Annotated in this window: 15 protein-coding genes; 10 read left to right on the forward strand and 5 right to left on the reverse strand. The window is 31.8% G+C overall.

Features of this window, described 5'->3' with window-relative positions:
* Window positions 1–59: 59 nt before the first annotated feature.
* Entirely contained in the window at window positions 60–791 is a 732-nt protein-coding gene (locus ERL59_RS13085) for a YwaF family protein (protein ID WP_160646679.1), read from the reverse strand.
* Window positions 792–1270: 479 nt separating this feature from the next.
* Window positions 1271–1474, reverse strand: a complete 204-nt coding sequence (locus ERL59_RS13090) for a hypothetical protein (RefSeq protein ID WP_160646680.1) — start codon at window positions 1472–1474, stop codon at window positions 1271–1273.
* 332 nt (window positions 1475–1806) lie between these two features.
* Between ERL59_RS13090 and ERL59_RS13095 the strand changes: the two genes are divergently transcribed.
* From ERL59_RS13095 to ERL59_RS13105, 3 genes are all read left to right on the forward strand, one after another.
* Entirely contained in the window at window positions 1807–2136 is a 330-nt protein-coding gene (locus tag ERL59_RS13095; protein WP_160646681.1) for a PadR family transcriptional regulator, read from the forward strand.
* A 13-nt stretch (window positions 2137–2149) separates the two neighbouring features.
* Window positions 2150–2938, forward strand: a complete 789-nt coding sequence (locus tag ERL59_RS13100; RefSeq protein WP_160646682.1) for a permease prefix domain 1-containing protein — start codon at window positions 2150–2152, stop codon at window positions 2936–2938.
* A 272-nt stretch (window positions 2939–3210) separates the two neighbouring features.
* The gene (locus tag ERL59_RS13105; protein ID WP_160646683.1) at window positions 3211–3405 is read left to right on the forward strand and encodes a tautomerase family protein; all 195 of its coding nucleotides are present in this window, start codon (window positions 3211–3213) and stop codon (window positions 3403–3405) included.
* Window positions 3406–3515: 110 nt separating this feature from the next.
* On the opposite strand, the gene ERL59_RS13110 is transcribed toward ERL59_RS13105, so the two are convergent.
* On the reverse strand, window positions 3516–4244 hold the full coding sequence (locus ERL59_RS13110; RefSeq protein ID WP_160646684.1) for a DsbA family oxidoreductase: 729 nt from the start codon (window positions 4242–4244) through the stop codon (window positions 3516–3518).
* Window positions 4245–4541: 297 nt separating this feature from the next.
* On the opposite strand from ERL59_RS13110, the gene ERL59_RS13115 reads away from it, so the two are divergent.
* The 6 genes from ERL59_RS13115 to ERL59_RS13135 all read left to right on the forward strand — a co-directional run bounded on the left by ERL59_RS13115 (window position 4542) and on the right by ERL59_RS13135 (window position 14576).
* Window positions 4542–5807 carry a class I SAM-dependent methyltransferase gene (locus ERL59_RS13115; RefSeq protein WP_160646685.1) on the forward strand — a complete coding sequence of 422 codons (1266 nt, stop codon included), beginning with the start codon at window positions 4542–4544 and terminating at the stop codon, window positions 5805–5807.
* 2 nt (window positions 5808–5809) lie between these two features.
* Window positions 5810–8395, forward strand: a complete 2586-nt coding sequence (locus ERL59_RS13120; protein ID WP_160646686.1) for a metallophosphoesterase — start codon at window positions 5810–5812, stop codon at window positions 8393–8395.
* Window positions 8396–9054: 659 nt separating this feature from the next.
* Window positions 9055–11172: a M6 family metallopeptidase gene (locus ERL59_RS13125; protein ID WP_201763560.1), complete on the forward strand. Its 2118-nt coding sequence runs from the start codon at window positions 9055–9057 to the stop codon at window positions 11170–11172.
* A 174-nt stretch (window positions 11173–11346) separates the two neighbouring features.
* Window positions 11347–11481 (forward strand): hypothetical protein, encoded by a 135-nt coding sequence (locus tag ERL59_RS21325; RefSeq protein ID WP_268894516.1) that lies wholly within the window; start codon window positions 11347–11349, stop codon window positions 11479–11481.
* Window positions 11482–11504: 23 nt separating this feature from the next.
* Window positions 11505–12602, forward strand: coding sequence for a threonine aldolase family protein (locus tag ERL59_RS13130; protein WP_160646687.1), 1098 nt, complete (start codon window positions 11505–11507; stop codon window positions 12600–12602).
* 171 nt (window positions 12603–12773) lie between these two features.
* On the forward strand, window positions 12774–14576 hold the full coding sequence (locus ERL59_RS13135) for an alkaline phosphatase (protein WP_160646688.1): 1803 nt from the start codon (window positions 12774–12776) through the stop codon (window positions 14574–14576).
* Window positions 14577–14658: 82 nt separating this feature from the next.
* Here the strand turns inward: ERL59_RS13135 and ERL59_RS13140 are convergent, their stop codons facing one another.
* Entirely contained in the window at window positions 14659–15117 is a 459-nt protein-coding gene (locus ERL59_RS13140; protein WP_160646689.1) for a TspO/MBR family protein, read from the reverse strand.
* A gap of 342 nt (window positions 15118–15459) precedes the next feature.
* On the opposite strand from ERL59_RS13140, the gene ERL59_RS13145 reads away from it, so the two are divergent.
* Window positions 15460–15777: a thioredoxin family protein gene (locus ERL59_RS13145; protein ID WP_160646690.1), complete on the forward strand. Its 318-nt coding sequence runs from the start codon at window positions 15460–15462 to the stop codon at window positions 15775–15777.
* A 47-nt stretch (window positions 15778–15824) separates the two neighbouring features.
* Here the strand turns inward: ERL59_RS13145 and ERL59_RS13150 are convergent, their stop codons facing one another.
* Complete coding sequence (locus ERL59_RS13150; protein WP_160646691.1) at window positions 15825–16664, reverse strand: DUF2935 domain-containing protein; 840 nt, start codon at window positions 16662–16664, stop codon at window positions 15825–15827.
* Window positions 16665–16712: the final 48 nt, after the last annotated feature.

The raw sequence follows: 16712 nt of genomic DNA on the forward strand, positions 1-16712 counted from the left end.
ATCATCCTGACATTAAAATTGAATTTGATAAAGCTCATATTCTTCGTGCGGATATAGTTTTAACTTTCTTTCAGATGCTTCTTTTTCCTTGTTAAAAAGAAAGGCAAATACAAAATAAAAAATGTAACAAGAGCTATCATCTCTAATGGAATGATATACCAAGGCCACGGACCTAAATAATCTATTATTGAAGGATTGATTGGTTTTCTTGATACATACATATAATTGCTCCCAATCATAATATTAAAAATAAATATAATTAGTGTATAGAGATTTAGATAGAAAAAGGCTCTCCACAAAGATTTCAGAGTAGGTCGAAAACCTTCAACAAATACCATAAAAAAATTAGCCACAACAATTCCACCATGTGCAATAAAAAATTGAATATATCGAAAATGGGGAAAGGTATATAAACTAATATCTGGAGTAATCATAGCTTGAAGTGCACTGCCTACCCCAACAAAATAAGTGAATTCAAAGAGACGATAACTTTTCATCCATAGCAAAAAAGCAGCAAGTAAAAGAGAGATGCTACTCAAGTGAAGGGGTAGCGCATTACGATACCCCCATTCGTCAACCCACCAAAGCCAAGCATGCAGACTTATTTCTGAGACAATGAGAACTGTAATTAAAATACCTCTAGATATAACATTAAGGAGTGTTTGCTTTAAACTGTTTCTATTCCAATAAATAAATAAAATAATGACAATAACACTAAATAAAGAAAAAAGGTGTTCAAAGGAAAAAAGGACAAATTGGTTTTCACCATCAGGCAGAATAAAAGATAGCAAGGTCATTACTCCTTTATTGTTTAAAATTTAATATTACAACTTGAATAGAAGTTAGAAATGTATGATTAAGTTAGAGTGTGTTCAAATTATGTTGAAAATATAATGAATGGCTTTATTGTGGATTGAAAATAAAATGGGGTGGGTTTATATGATTAGTATTTTTTCATGCGTACAAGGCATTTCACGAATTCCTTCATGATACACATAGGTAGATGTGTTCAGCTGTTTTACGGATAGACGCCATGTTCATTCATATAGTGAAGTATCTCCAGTTTATCTTCAATCGAATAAGTTGTATAGCTTTTTCAAAAATCCAAGGTTTGATATCCTTTTTTCGTTCCTTCCAAATATCTTTTGAAGACTTGTAGTTTATTTGTGATGGTAACCATAAATAAACTACACTTCCAATTGTATAATGATGTCTAACAATTGGGGTGCAGTTCATAAAGCCAGTCTACTAATTCCATTTTGTGGGGTTACTATTGATCCACTTCTCCTCGTATATGAATAGGACCATGTACAGTATGCACAACTGCATCTCCTTCAATATACCAGTTTGTATTGAAAGGGTGTGCCATTACAGTATTTTTTGGAACACATATAAATTTGTCTCCTGCTACAATTTTTACATCATCCCCTAATGCTTGAATAAAAGCAACTCTATCACTCTTACGTTCACTCATATTGTCTCTCCTTCTTATAATTTGTTAAATACATATACCATAGAATCATGAAAATAATTTAGTAAGTAATAATTTATTCCTGTGAAATAAAGCCAGTGGTACTAAAAATGATGAAAGTGTTTGTTACTCCATCTTATTACATCAATTAACATGTTGACATAGACAAATGCGGATTTAAGAATAAGGGTGAAAACTCAGTACTTTACCTGTCGTAGTAATTGTGATATATTATAATTACTACGACAGATAAAGTACTACTGATGGAGTAATTTGATCATAATTATAATTTTAAAATCATAACAACAAAAGTATTGAGAGAAAGGAGAATATATTTGATTAGCAGTGATGTTATTAGAGGATATAACGATACGATCATTCTATATATGTTACTTGACAATGATTCTTACGGGTATGAGATATCAAAGAACATTAAAGAATTATCAGACGAAAAGTACATTATAAAGGAAACAACCTTATATTCTGCTTTCAATCGTTTGATGAAAAACGGTTATATTGAATCTTTTTTTAAGAAAGAAACACATGGTAAAAGGCGCACTTATTACAGAATTACCCAATCAGGGATAAACTACTATAAGGAAAAGTGTAATGAATGGGAGTTAACGAAGGAAGTTATTAATCGATTTATTAAGGAGGGTTTTTAAGGTGGAGACAATTATGAATTATTTAGATAATATGTTTGCAACTTTACCAAAAACTGAACAAATTAAAAGCATTAAAGAAGACTTATTATCTAATATGGAAGACAAATACAATGAGCTGAAAAGTAGTGGCAAGTCTGAAAATGAAGCAGTAGGCATTGTAATTTCAGAATTCGGAAATATTGATGAATTGATGAAAGAGTTTGATATTGAGCTTGATGGCGAAAGAGACGAACTTCCCACTCTTACAGAAGATGAAGTGAATAATTATTTGAAAGTAAACAAAAAATGGAGTATATTCTTTGGAACTGGCGTGTTTATATGTTTGTTAGCATTAATTCAATTAATTTTAATTCCTCAAATAATAGAGGATGGCGTTATAACTGATTTATCTGAAAATTTTAATGATGATATACTTCTCATTCCTTTCTTTTTACTTATTGCAATTGCGATCGCTATGTTCACTTATGCTGGAATGGAAATGTCATTTGGTAAGTATAGGGATTTGGAAAAACGTTTTAAACTAACGGTACATTTAAGAAAGTCTATTGAAAACAAAAATGATTCTTTTCATCCAACTTATACACGTTCGATAATTATAGGTGTAGTTATAAGTTTCCTATCTCCTATCACTTTATTTATAGAATCAGCAATCAATGAAGATGTTTCAAGTTATGGAGTAGTTTTTCTATTGCTTATCATCTCCATCGCTACTTCTATCTTTATATATTTTGGTTTTATAAAGATGAGTTACGATACACTATTAAAAATAGAACATTCAAATTCAAACAGAGAGTATAAATAAATTGAATTTGCGCTATGAGACAATTGCCTATGTTATTAGTCAAAAATTTATATACTTTAAAACACTAAAAAATGTATCATAGACCGTTCGTTTTTTCTTTCTTTATTTAATCCCACAGTAAATGATCTAATTATTAAACTCGAATTTAAAGAAGGTGACACTAAATTGTGGCAAATTTATTTCCAATATTAGTCTAACATTCTCATGATATAAGGTTCTTTTCAATTGAAAAAATGTTATACTTTTTATTATTTTGAGAGGAGAGTAAAACTATGCCATATATAAATCTTCAAATAACAAAAGGAGCTACTCGTGATCAAAAAGCTCAGATCGTAAAAGAATTTACGGAAACACTAGTAAATGTACTTGGTAAAAATCCAGAACATACTCATATTGTAATCCAAGAAATTGAGGATGAGAACTGGGGTTTTTCTGGAATTTTAACAGATGACTTTCGAAAAGAGTAATATTTACAAAGTATTCTAGAAATCTTGCTTTTCAAAAAAGCACAAGAAGAATTTAAATAAATTCTCTTGTGCTTAGATAATCGTTTAATTACTAATTTAATTGCTTTATGCTAACTTTTATTTTTAGGAACTTCACAACCATTCTCGTCACAAACCATACCGTCAGCATTTTCTGATGAGAGAGGTTGCAGCGTATTTCCTTCCTTCTCCTCTGCTGCAACTTTATTTAATGCTTCCACAAATGCTTCTGTTGGTTGCGCTCCAGAAATTGCATACTTATTGTTTATTACAAAAAATGGAACTCCTTGAACCCCAAGGTTGTGAGCTTCAGACTCATCCCTTCTAACGTCATCTCTGTAGTCATCACTTTCCAATACAGCTTTTGCCTCTTCTCGGTCAAGTTCGATTTCTTCAACAATTTCAAGTAAGGTTTCATGATCTCCGATATGTTTGCCTTCAGTAAAATAAGCTTTTAACAATCTCTCCGTTAATTCTGCTTCCTTACCTTTAGTTGAGGAATATTTAGCTAAACGATGGGCATCGAAAGTATTAGTAGGAGTCATTTTATCAAAGCGAAAATCTAAACCAACAGCTGCTGCTTGTTTTCCAATTCCTTCATTACTTCTCTCTGCTTGCTCAATAGATATACTATATTTATTTGCTATGATTTCATGAATGGATAAATCTGTGTCTCTTGGTGAGTTTTGATTAAGTTCAAAGCTTTTAAATGTTACTTCAGTTTTTTCTTTGAAGGAAGAGCGTTCTAATGCCTCTTCTAAACGCCTTTTTCCTATATAACAAAATGGACATACAAAATCTGAATATACTTCAATTTTCATGATTACCTCCTGATGTTACAATTGATGATTTAAGAATAACATAGATGACATTGTTATTCATATTTGGATTAGACACTTTGCCTTAACCATTATTTATTATTATTAAACTATTATCGACTACATTATTTATTATTAAAACATCATCAATATCACTGTTTAGTCTTCTGGAAACATTTACAGATGCAGTACTTCCTTGTAATATAATAAACTATTAATAGATGCTAATCGTTCATACAAATTCTTGTCTTATTCAGTTTTTTAAATAAGATATGATTATATCTTAGGGGGTACATAGTTATGGCAGTCGTCCAATTAAGTTCAACGAACCCGAACTTTTCATTTATGATCAAGAAAAATCCAAATTCAGGCATGATGCTTAAATCCATTCGCAAGGGTAAAGCTTATGGCTGGTATTCTGATGAAGCTACATTTAATGTATATTTCAAGGATGCAGACAATGAAGTGTCCTTTAAACAAGATAAAAATGAGAGCTTTGAATATTTGAATGTCTCTCGTTATAACAGTCCTCTATTTCCTTTAGCTGCAATAAATGAGTTTTTTAAAACGCCTCTGAAAACATGGGATAAACGGGATGAAGAAGGATATGAGCATTCATTATTCATTAATATGGTACATATCGATAGAATTAGATATATTGATTTTTTTAGTAAACATATGAAGGGTTTTACGTTTGATGCGAAGCCTCTTACACATAAAAGTTACGCTTTAACGATTTCTACTAAAAAAAGCTTATATCAGTTATTGCATGTTTCAAGTGTGTTGTGTTTGTTTCTTTCTATGTTTGGTAACGAGTATCTCGATATATCTGATAGGTTATTGGAAAAATATATTCAGAGTATCAATGTCATCGATGCACCATTTTATATACGCAGTTTATTCGTTAGAAACTTCTTGTCTTCTAAAAAAAGATTTAATAAGTATAAAGTTGCGCTGGAAAATACAAAACGTTACAACATTCAATTTGATTTTGGAGGCACTGCTTTTCAGCGGAGAAACTACATTGCAAACTCCCTACCTTTTGATAAATCCATATTAGATATTGGATGTGGGGAAGGTTTTTATGCCTTTCCTTTTTCAAAAAAAATTGAAGAAAGCTATTATGCCATTGATATCGATAAAGAATTGCTTCGAGATGTGAATTTGAAAGCAAGATCTAAAGAGATCAACAATATGATTACGTTTCATTCTATTGATCACTTCTTAGAAGGGTATGAAGGAGAGCAAGTAGATATTATCCTAACGGAAGTGATTGAGCATATGAGCGAGGAAGAAGCTAAAGATTTTATCCTGCAAATTGTAAAGCATGTCAACTTTGACAACTTTATTATTACAACGCCGAATTCTGATTTTAACCAGTATTATGAAATCAACAATTTTAGACATGATGATCACAAATGGGAAATGGGCCAGGAACAATTTAGACAATGGTTTATTGATGTGACGAAAGAATTAAACCTAGACTATGAATTTGTAGCTGTAGGTGATGGAGTAAATAACATTCAAACAACGCAAGGTGTCATTTTAAGGAATAAGGGGGCATAACGATGCAGATACAAACAAAAATGCATACGATCTTCATGCTGATCGGTTCAACGGAGTGTGGTAAAACCACTTTTGCTAATGAGGTTTTAATCCCCCAGTTAAAGTTTGAGGATGAATCGAAAAATGTGAATTCCAATATACAATACATTTCATCAGATCGCATTCGACAAGAAGTACTTGGTGTAGATTATGATAAATACGATCAGCTTATGTTGGAGGCAAGTGATCAGGCTTTTCATTTATTGTTTGAAAAACTAAAAATGGTGACTTCATTCCCAGTTAACGCGGAATTCGTAATTGTGGATACAACGGGGTTATCTGAGGATTTTAGAGCAAAAGTTAAAAACGTTGCACATGAAAATAACTATAACTTAGAAGTTATCCTTTTTGATTATAAAAAAAGAGAAGATTATTACGCTTCTGAACGTTCCAAGAAATTAATCTCAAATCACATCAATCGATTAAAAAGAGATGTACTTGGTTCACTGGCAAGAGAAGGATACAGTAAAATTCATAAAGTGCGTGGAAAAAATTTTTACTCAATCACTGAGGGGAAAGCAAATCCAGATTATACCGTTGTGATTGAAGATAAGGATGAATATTTTGAAACGATATTACCTCAGGACCAAAGGGTCATCATTGTTGGGGATGTACATGAATGTGTTCATGAGCTAAAAAGCTTATTGAAGGATCATGGGTACTCCATAAAAGCAAATCAGATTATAGTTCCTGACAAATTAAAAGATACAAAAATCCTTCTAGTCGGTGACTGGATCGACAAAGGAAAACAAACCAAAGAAATCATTGAATTTTTATATGAAAATAAAGTGCACTTTTTGTTTGTATTGGGTAATCATGAAAATTTTGTTTATAAGTATATTCGTGGGGAAATTAAAGGAGTTGATCAAGAGCTTCTTCATACTTACTTTGATTCTACTGATGTTTTGTTTAAAGATGAAATTTTACTAGAAAAGTTTAATGAACTAGTTTCTATATCCAAGCCATTTTATAGGTTCATAGGTGTAAGTGGACCCTCTTTTGTTGTCACACATGCACCTTGCAAAAACAAATACATTGGAAAATTAGATCCGAATTCTGTTCGCCATCAACGTAATTTCAGAATCAATCGGGATGAATCTCTAGAAGAACAATTAACTTTCTTAGAAGATGAAGCGGTAAGCAATTATCCTTATCATGTGTTTGGGCATGTTGCAGCAAAAAAAGCGTTTCGTATTAAAAATAAAATTCATATTGATACAGGAAGTGCACACGGCAATGCACTAACATCTGTAAGTATCTCCTTTAGACCTTTTATAAAATCACATCAATCCAAGCAAGCGGTTCTCAAGGATGATCTTCCAACATTGTTTAAACGTGAAAGAAAAGTATCCATTCAAGATTTAGAAAATGAAGAAGCTCGCAGATTGTTTTACTGTTCTCGCAACAAAATCAACTTTATATCAGGAACGATGTCTCCTGCAGATAAAGATGAAGTGGAGCATAATCTCGAATCGTTAAAATCCGGATTGAATTATTTTGCAGAAAAAGGGATTGAGAAGCTTGTGCTTCAGCCTAAATATATGGGATCAAGATGTAATATCTACTTGCATAAGGTCCTTGAACAGTGTTTCGCAGTGAGCCGTAATGGGTATAAAATTAAACAAATTGACTTAACTGAGGTTTATCAACAGTTGTTAAACAAATTTGGTGGATATATGGAGATGAATAAAATTCAAATGCTCATATTGGATGGAGAATTATTACCGTGGAGAGCACTTGGAGATGGATTGATTGAGAGACAGTTTAAACCCATTGAAAAAGCTTTAGAAACAGAGTTTGATTTTTTAAGAAAAAATGGGTTTGAGGATGCACTTGAGGAATTAACTGAAAATTACAATGAAAGTGGTTTTGAAAAGGATCAATTTCACATTGATAAAAAGGAATTAAATCAAAAATATGGTGCAAGCATCTATCAAAACTATAAAAATTTAAATGAAGTTATGAAATCGTATGTTCCATTAGAAGAGCATGAAGCAGCTTATGTAAATTACAAAGAGCAGCTTGAATTATATGCCCAAGAAGAAGATCTGCAGTATAAACCTTTTGCATTGTTAAAAGTGGTCTACGAAAATGGAAAAGAAGAAATGCCTGATTGGGTCACTTCGGAAATGTATCGTTTCCTATCAGATGATGAGTTCATCACCATTGATTTAACTGAGCCAGAAAGTTACGAAATAGCTAAACAGTTTTTCTCTAAGTTAACTGCCCAAGATGGCCTGGAGGGTGTTGTGATCAAACCTGAAGTAGTCGAAAATAGTGTAGTTCCTTATATGAAAGTTAGAAACCCAAATTACTTATCTATCATTTACGGTTACGATTACCGATTCCCACATAAATATAATAAGTTAATAAAACAGAAGAGGATTAATAAAAAGCTTCGTACTTCTTTTAACGAATATTACCTAGGAAATAAGATGTTGAGTATCGGTTATGATGAAATAAAACAAGACAATGAAACCTACAAGCAAGTTGTGGCAAATCTGTTATTTGAGGTTGCGGGTGAAAAAGAAATTGATCCTAGGTTGTAGATTTGTTAATTTAAAAAAATATTTATTTAACTAGAAGAGGATATCTTCTTCTAGTTTTTATTTATGGAGATTACTTATACATTAGAGGAATTTAAGGTAAAGATGGAAAGCATCAAAATATAAAGTCGTAGATGTAGAACCATTTAATGTGACAGAAAAAGATGCACTTCAACTACGTCGACTATTTAAAAATGGTATAAATTTTATGATTGTCTGGCACGCTTCAATAGGTGGAGAAAAAAGGTGTAGTAGACTATGAAATTATTACAAAAAGAAAAAGTAGCTTAAATAATTTTAAGGACTATCTTAAGGCAGTCCTTTTTTAATAAATATATTCCTATAAAATACTTAAATTTAGTACCTTTGAAAGATTGAAGGATGTAAATTTAGAATAACAATATAGTATTTCTTTTAACTATTACTATAAAAATATTAAAATACATAGCAATATATTAAAATATTACATAATTAGATAATAATTGAAAAATACCATAAATTACGACAAAAGTTCCTAAAAAACTATGCTTTATACTAACAAAATTCGACACAATTTACCTATTTATGATTGTATACTTTATATTACAAGGCCTTAGAAGTGCACTTCGTAAGTAATTTAAGAGGTTTTGTAAAAAAAAGTAGAAAATGAGAGGAGAAAAATAATGAACAAAAAAGTAATTTCTACAATTTCAAAAGCGGTATTATCTATTTCGTTAATTGTTCCAGCATTTTCTGGAGGTCAAGTTTCTGCTGAATCTATCGATGAAAATACTTCAGCTCAAACTATTGAGGTAAATCCCTCAATAAATGGAGACGTTATTGATATTGGTTCTCAATTAAGACTTCAATCAGAAGATCAAGATTTTTTACAAGAGGCTGAGGAAAAAATAAGAGAACAATTGGATATTTTTCCTGAAGAGGAAGAAGATTCTAATTCAGAAGAGGCTTCAGACGGTAATTTTACCTTTGATGGGGGTACTAAATATTTCTTAAATAGAGATTTAAGTTTGAAAGAATTTACATTAAGAAGTGTTGGCGATAATGTAGAAGTATGGGTAGCTGATGATCTTTCATTCCCTGAGGGAGATAGTCGCCCTGCTCATGTGGTTACACAAGAACAAGCGGATCTAATGAGAGATGAGTTTGAACAAACTATTTATCCTAAAGTAGTAGACTTTTTTGGAGAGCCTGATTTGCTTACTGGATCTAATGCAGAACTACCTGCTCTAGTAGATTTCCCAGAAGATTATTATCTATCTGAGGAAGGTAAAAATATTATTTTAGTAGATAATATTATTGATGAGCAATTCGAAGATCCGTCTTATCCGTTTTTCGTTGCTGGATTTTTCTGGACAGCTTATGAACAATATATAGATCGTAATATTATATCTATCGATTCTGCGGATTGGGAGACTAGATTAGAAAGTACATTTTTTGGTACTGTAGCTCATGAATATCAGCATCTTATTCATAGTGATAAAGATAGAGATGAGACGAACTGGATTAATGAAGGTATGTCTGATTTCGCAGAATATATTGTAGGGTATGGTCATCCAATGGGACATGTGAATTACTTCCTAGATCATCCAGAAAACTCTCTAGTAGAATGGGATGAATATTATGATAGCGGGGTTCCTGAAACATTAGCAGATTATGGTCAGGCCTATTTATTACAGCTTTATTTAAGTGAGCAATTTGGTAAAGATTTTGTCCAAGCTTTACTCAATGATGAGGCAAATGGAATTGAAAGTTTAAATAATCAATTAGATGCGTTTAATACAAAGATTGAATTTGGTGAATTATTCAGAAACTTCAGCACGGCTTTAGCTATAGATAGTCCTAGACCTGGAAGAGGAAAATACGAGTTTGAAAGCATTGATTTAAAAATTAACTTTGATTCAGCAGCTGAGTTTCAGAAAGAAGGGGTTCCGGCTTGGGGAGCTGACTATAAAGTGATTGACATTCAAGAAAGAATTCGTACGATTAACTTTGATGGTGTTGACTTCCTTCCTCCAAATTGGTTGCCTGTTGCAGATCCATTAGGTTCAGATAATGTTGTACTATGGGCAAATGAAGGAGATGAGGTTGATGATAGTGTCGTAATCAAAGCTGATCTTTCAGGTGTAGATGAAGCGACATTAACATTCGATAATTATATTGATATTGAAGAGCAATGGGATTTCGGTGTGGTTCAAGTCTCTGTAGATGAAGGGGAAACGTGGACTAGTTTAGAAAATGAGAATACACGCTATGATGTTGTAGACGAAGGTTATCCAACAATTAAAGAAAACCTACCTGGATTTACAGGACATTATGATGATTGGCAAAAAGAAACATTTGACTTATCTGCATACACAGGACAAGAAGTTTGGATAGCATTCCGTTACTTAACAGATTGGGGTTATAATGATTCAGGATGGTTTGTGGATAATATTTCTATACCTGAAATTGGTTATACTCAAGGTGGTAGTTCTTTAGATGAATTATATTCATTAAATGAATTAAAAGAAATATATGTTGAGTATGCAGTAACTTTTATCAACGAACGTAAATATGGGAAAAATGATAGTAAATCGAAATATAGAGTTATTAATGTTGAACCATTTAACGTAACAGACGAAGATGCACTTGAAATTCGTCGATTGTTTAAAAATGGGACGAATTACATGGTGATCTGGTATGCTCCACAAAATGGTGAAAAAGGTGCAGTAGATTTTACTTATGAAATTATTACTAAGGATAAGGGAAAAGGAAAGAAAAAAGGTAAGGGAAAAGATTGATAATATTAGCATTTATGTTAGTATAAAATAATTGTAGGGATTGTCTATAGATTTTAAATCTACAGACAATCCCTCTTTCTATTATAATAGAAGTTAGTAAGTATTAAAAATGAAAGTAGTGACAATAGAGTTATGAAATTCAGTGTTTTCTTGTTTATCCTTGGAATAATAACCATGTTTTTAAGTGTTGTATTTTTAGTTATGTCACTTATATCTTCTGATTCAAATGAATTTATGATTTTGTCATTTTTTGGATTGCTCAATGGAGCAATAGCTGTTGGCATTGCTGAATTACTGCAGAAGAAATAGATACTTTGAAAGGAGTTATATTGATGAGTCAAAGTAATGCTCTAGCTGAAGCATATAAACAGACCAACTATCAACTTAGTGGTCATGGGAGAAGAAATATTCAAATATTAAAAGAGTCTATAAATGATTTGAATGAACTACAAGAAAGTGATATGTATGGAAAGGGGAAAATTATAGAAGATTTTCAAGCTAAGGTGGCGGCTTATTTAGGAAAAGAATCGGCAGTCTTTTTCCCAAGTGGAACGATGGCGCAGCAGATAGCATTAAGAATTTGGTGTGATAAAAAACAACTAAGAAAAGTGGCATATCATCCATTGTCTCATTTAGAGATTCATGAAGAAGATGGATTAAAAAAGTTGCATCACATTGAATCTGTATTGCTGGCTGATAAAACAAGGTTGATTGAAATGGAAGATGTGTTGAACATGCAGGAGGATGTGGCTTGCTTATTACTCGAATTACCTCAACGTGAGATAGGTGGTCAATTACCAGATTTCAAAACAATTGAACAAATATCTAGTTATTGTCGTAATGAAGGCATTATGTTGCATTTAGATGGAGCTAGAATTTTTGAAATATTACCATATTATAAAAAATCAGCAGTTGAAATATGCAATCTATTTGATAGTGTTTATATTTCTTTTTATAAAGGAATAGGTGGGATTGCGGGTGCTATCCTTGCGGGTGACAAAAACTTTACGAATGAATCTAAAGTATGGAAAAGACGACACGGTGGTGATCTAATAAGTCTTTATCCTTATATTGTAAGCTCTGATTATTATTTTGAGCAGAGATTGGATAAGATGAATCAGTACTATGAGTACGCTAAAGAAATAGCTGAATTGTTCAATCAGTGTTTTGCTGTCTCTACCCTTCCTATACAACCAGTTTCTAACATGTTTCATGTACACTTAAGTATTTCTAAAGATAAATTAGAAACTTTACTTACTTCTATTTATAAAAAAACTGAGATTGGTTTTACAAGTTTTGTAAAAGAAAAAAGTGAAGAAAGCTGTTATTTTGAGATAAGTATTGGAGATGCGATTGTTAAGATTCCAAAGGAGAAATTGAAAAAAGCAATTCAGATGTTAAATGAAAGTATGGAAGAAAATCATAATTAACATCCAAAACTATCATTTTTTCAAGCAGGAATATGATCTCTTATATATTAATTTAATATTTAACATAGATTTTATTGAAAGATAACATAAATAGGGTTTTTATTTCATCCCCATTTAATTCATTAGCAGTACATTAAGAAAGGATTGAATAAGTGGGGGAGGAAATAATAAATGATGAATTGGAAGAAAACATTATTATCTGCTAGTTTAGTTAGTTCTTTGGTTGTTAGTAGTTTTGGAGTGATAGCCGGGGGAAGTAGTATATCGGAAGCAGCTCCAAAAAAAGAAAAAGTTAAAAATATTATATTCATGGTTGGAGATGGAATGGGTGTGCCGTATATGACTGCACTTCGATACTGGCATGACGATCCAAATACATCTGAATATGAAAAAACAGCTTTTGATCCTTATTTGGTAGGTTTGCAAACGACATATCCAGAAGATGAAGAACAAAATATTACAGATTCTGCTTCTGCAGCTACAGCGATGTCTGGAGGAGTAAAAACATATAATGGGGCCATTGCTTTAGATAACGATAAAACAACAGAAGTCAAAACAGTACTTGAGCAAGCAAAAGAAAATAGAATGTCAACAGGTTTAGTAGCAACATCACAAATTAACCATGCAACGCCTGCTGCTTATGCTGCACACGATGAATCTCGTAAAAATTATGATCAAATCGCGGATGACTACTATGATGATTTAATAGATGGACAACATAAAATTGATGTTATTCTAGGTGGTGGAACATCATATTTTGTACGTGAAGATCGTAATATTGCTGAGTTATTCGAAGCAGATGGTTATAGTTATGTTACTTCTCGTGATGAACTTTTGAAGGATGATAATGATCAAGTTTTAGGATTATTTGCACCTAAAGGCATGGATAAAATGATTGATCGTACTGAAGATACACCTTCTTTAAGAGATATGACTAAAGCTGCTATTGATAGATTAAGTGAAGATAAAGATGGGTTCTTTTTGATGGTGGAAGGAAGTCAGATCGACTGGGCTGGTCATGATAATGATATAGTTGCAGCAATGAGTGAAATGATAGATTTTGAAGAAGCTTTTAAAGAAGTTATTGATTTTGCAAAAAAAGATGGTGAAACGCTTGTTGTTGTTACTGCAGATCATTCGACAGGTGGATTTTCTATAGGAGCGGATGGAGTATATAACTTCTTCATTGATCCAATTAAAGCTGTAAAAAGAACACCAGATTTTATGGCAGATGAGATTGTGAATGGAGCCGATGTTGAACAAACATTAAACGAATACATTGATTTAGAATTAACAGAAGAAGAGCTTCAATCTGTTAAAGATGCATCAGAAGTGGATGAAGAAGAAAGGGACTCTGCGATTGATAATGCAATAGAAGATATTTTTAATAAACGTTCCTTATCTGGATGGACAACCGGCGGACATACAGGGGAAGAAGTCCCTGTCTATGCTTTCGGTCCTGAAAAAGATCGTTTTGCAGGATTAATTGACAACACTGACAATGCTAAAAAAATATTTGAATTATTGCAAAGAGATAAAATGAAATATAGTGATATTACAGAATCAGATGATGGATATGGAGCAATTAATGACTTAGTAAATAAAGGAATCTTACCAATTGATAGCGAGAATACCTTTAAACCTGAGCAAAAAATATCTCGTGGTGAAGTTGCATTACTTCTACAGCGTGCATTACATTTAGAAACATCTGAGAATAAGTCAGATTTTAAAGATGTAGACACTTTAAGCCCTTATGCAGAAGCAATCATTGCAGTAACAGAAGCAGGTATATTTCAAGGATATGGTAACGGTAAATTTGGTGTTAATGAGAAGTTAACTAATGAGCAATTAGTCGTAATTATTGCAAAAGCATTTCAAACTGATATTTCTAATGATGAATTGAATGCTAAGCTTAACTTAAAAGTATCTCGCGCTGAATTTGCAGTAGCTTTATCTAGTGTTTTAAATAATTAAAACAATTAGACCAATTAAATAAACGCACTGGGCAAAAATAGATCGTTTTTAGCGGTCTATTTTCTTATTTAAATGAATATTACTAATTTTGCATATATAAACCAAATGTCCATATTAAATCATATATTAACCAAAAAATATAAGGTAATAGAATTTTAAAAGAAAAGACATCCATTTTTTTAAGGATAATTGCTAATAAACTAACAATCAAAATAAAAGGGAATAAACTAATAAAGCCTAAAAATATGCTTTCCAGACCAAAAAATAAATAATTCCATAATTCATTTCCAATCAGCATAATTAGGGTAAGGGTTAGTGCGTTTTTTCGAAGTTTTGATTCAGTAAATCTATTAATTTGTCTATATAAAATGATTCCCCCCATTATATAATATAGGATTCCAACGATGATAAAAAACCATAAAGGTACTAAATACCAAGGTTTATTTAGCTGCGCATACCAAACAGTTAGAGCATCCCCTACAAAAATATTTCCTAGTATAGCAAGAGTGAATACTATAGATATACTTAATAGTAAAGACATAATTCTCCCTTTTATCAATCAGTGATGTAATATATTGTTTGCTTTCTTTATCATTATACTAGTCATTTTATTTCAAAGGTTTAATTTTGTTACAATTAATTGTCCCTATTGGCTGCGATGGTTTTACGGATTCAAGATGCTATAAATTTTTAAATATATTGTTCAATATAAAAACATACGTAATAAACCATGTCTAGGTATACACTACGTATTTATAATTCTTTTACTATAACTTCGTTATGTCAGGTTCATAGTTTAAATGTTAAATTGTAATATATTTAACAGATACTATCATTAAGTAAGTATTATAATGAGCACATACAAATAAAGGAGAGATGTTAAATGGAACGAATTCAAACATTAGAGCAATTTAAAGAACAGATCAGCAATGCTAAATTTACTGTAATGAAATTTGATACAACTTGGTGTCCTGATTGTAAGAACCTTGATCGATTCATTGATCCTATTATTGAAGAACATTCAGATAAACAGTTTTTAGCGATTGATGCAGAAAAATTTCAAAACCTATCAGAAGAATATGAAGTTAGAGGCATTCCAAGTTTATTAGTTTACAAAAATGGGGAGAAAATTGCTCATTTACACAGTAAGTTTGCAAAAACTCCTGATCAGATTAGAGAGTACCTTGATGAGTTTAAATAAATATTAGTTTTGTAAAGCCATTAGACATAGTCTGATGGCTTTTTATTTTATCCATTCCCCTCCTGGAATGATGGCTTTGTTAATGGACAATTTTCGATTTTATAAATATCAGGATTATATGCAGCTAATTTGCGTAGGAAATAACATGATTCAGGGAAATGGTGTTCAATGAAACGAAGTGTTGACCTATTTAAAACTTCACTGTCTTTATACATCTCAACTAGTTTTTCTACTAAACGATATAATGAAACAACAGATTCAGATACTTCTTTGGCAAACGCTCTTTGAACTGGGAAACCAGGTGCAGTAAATATTAAATAACCTCTAATTTGACGATTTTTTAGTATATGTGCTAGAAATTTCTTTTCTGATTCTTCAGCCTCTTTTATTAGAAGGGTTTCTACGGGGTCCATGATGTCTATAAATAAATGTGCGTGTCCTAGGTGATCGTCTAACCAAAGTTCCATTAAATCAACTAATGATAAAGGGGGTGGGGTTTCACCTCGCATGCTATAAGATAATATTCTAAGATATTCTCTATTTTCGCTTAGTGTCCCATTTAAGTAAGTTGGCCACATATTTAAATTCACTTTGTTTTGAAGTCTTAAGTGCTGTATATATCCTTCAAATTTATAATATCCTTCTGCAACTGGATAAACTTCAGAAGCAAAATTTTTCATTTCAGGTGAAGAATAAGAGAGTTCTGGATCGATAGAGTCCAGTTTTTTTCTTAAAGAACGGAATGCTTGGATATATTGGGAAGCAATTCCTATCCATTTTTGCTCAGATGGGGCTAAAAAATCGTGAATGAAATGAGCATGGTCTTCTAATACTTCCAGCCAAAATTGATGCTCTTCCCACGCAGTTAGTTGTGTTTCATTGTTCAACTTTAATTCCCCCTTAGTATAATCTCAGTATAATACTATGCTATGCAT

It is taken from the genome of Chengkuizengella marina (assembly GCF_009910845.1).
Classification (GTDB): Bacteria; Bacillota; Bacilli; order Paenibacillales; family KCTC-33759; genus Chengkuizengella; species Chengkuizengella marina.

What these genes read in the sequence shown, in the direction of transcription:
- ERL59_RS13120 (WP_160646686.1), top strand. Translation starts at nt 5,810, where the DNA reads ATGCAGATACAAACAAAAATGCATACGATCTTCATGCTGATCGGTTCA.
- ERL59_RS13115 (WP_160646685.1), top strand. Translation starts at nt 4,542, where the DNA reads ATGGCAGTCGTCCAATTAAGTTCAACGAACCCGAACTTTTCATTTATG.
- ERL59_RS13140 (WP_160646689.1), bottom strand. Translation starts at nt 15,117, where the DNA reads ATGTCTTTACTATTAAGTATATCTATAGTATTCACTCTTGCTATACTA.
- ERL59_RS21325 (WP_268894516.1), top strand. Translation starts at nt 11,347, where the DNA reads ATGTTTTTAAGTGTTGTATTTTTAGTTATGTCACTTATATCTTCTGAT.
- ERL59_RS13100 (WP_160646682.1), top strand. Translation starts at nt 2,150, where the DNA reads ATGAATTATTTAGATAATATGTTTGCAACTTTACCAAAAACTGAACAA.
- ERL59_RS13145 (WP_160646690.1), top strand. Translation starts at nt 15,460, where the DNA reads ATGGAACGAATTCAAACATTAGAGCAATTTAAAGAACAGATCAGCAAT.
- ERL59_RS13110 (WP_160646684.1), bottom strand. Translation starts at nt 4,244, where the DNA reads ATGAAAATTGAAGTATATTCAGATTTTGTATGTCCATTTTGTTATATA.
- ERL59_RS13105 (WP_160646683.1), top strand. Translation starts at nt 3,211, where the DNA reads ATGCCATATATAAATCTTCAAATAACAAAAGGAGCTACTCGTGATCAA.
- ERL59_RS13135 (WP_160646688.1), top strand. Translation starts at nt 12,774, where the DNA reads ATGATGAATTGGAAGAAAACATTATTATCTGCTAGTTTAGTTAGTTCT.
- ERL59_RS13090 (WP_160646680.1), bottom strand. Translation starts at nt 1,474, where the DNA reads ATGAGTGAACGTAAGAGTGATAGAGTTGCTTTTATTCAAGCATTAGGG.
- ERL59_RS13130 (WP_160646687.1), top strand. Translation starts at nt 11,505, where the DNA reads ATGAGTCAAAGTAATGCTCTAGCTGAAGCATATAAACAGACCAACTAT.
- ERL59_RS13125 (WP_201763560.1), top strand. Translation starts at nt 9,055, where the DNA reads ATGAACAAAAAAGTAATTTCTACAATTTCAAAAGCGGTATTATCTATT.